This is a genomic window from Vibrio sp. T20 (assembly GCF_007858795.1).
GTDB classification, from domain to species: domain Bacteria; phylum Pseudomonadota; class Gammaproteobacteria; order Enterobacterales; family Vibrionaceae; genus Vibrio; species Vibrio satsumensis.
The window spans coordinates 1-342 of record NZ_VFEB01000226.1; the positions used below are offsets into that span (position 1 = coordinate 1).

Genomic DNA, 342 nt, shown 5'->3' on the forward strand with positions numbered 1-342 from the left:
TTTTGCGTGGGCGCGTATTTAGTTTGTGTGCAATTTCATTGCAGAGATTCTGTGTCACATGTGACATAGAGGTTCGCTTTGGTAAGTATTGTCGTATCAAGCCATTGGTGTTTTCATTAGTGCCTCGTTCCCATGAATGGTATGGATTTGCAAAGTAAAACAGACAGTTATGATGTTTTTCTAGTTGTGCATAACCATGAAATTCAGTGCCGTTATCCGCAGTTATCGTCTTAAAAGGTAAGTCAGAGCGGGTCATGATTTTGCTCATTCTTACGTTGAGCGACTCGCTTGTTCTATCGTCCATTTGACCAATAAAAGTGTAACCAGTCATTCTGTCGACTA

General features: G+C 40.6%; 1 protein-coding gene. It reads right to left on the reverse strand.

Features of this window, described 5'->3' with window-relative positions; genetic code table 11:
* On the reverse strand, positions 1-342 hold a 342-nt coding region (locus FTW16_RS22215), incomplete at both ends, for an IS30 family transposase (protein WP_146492462.1).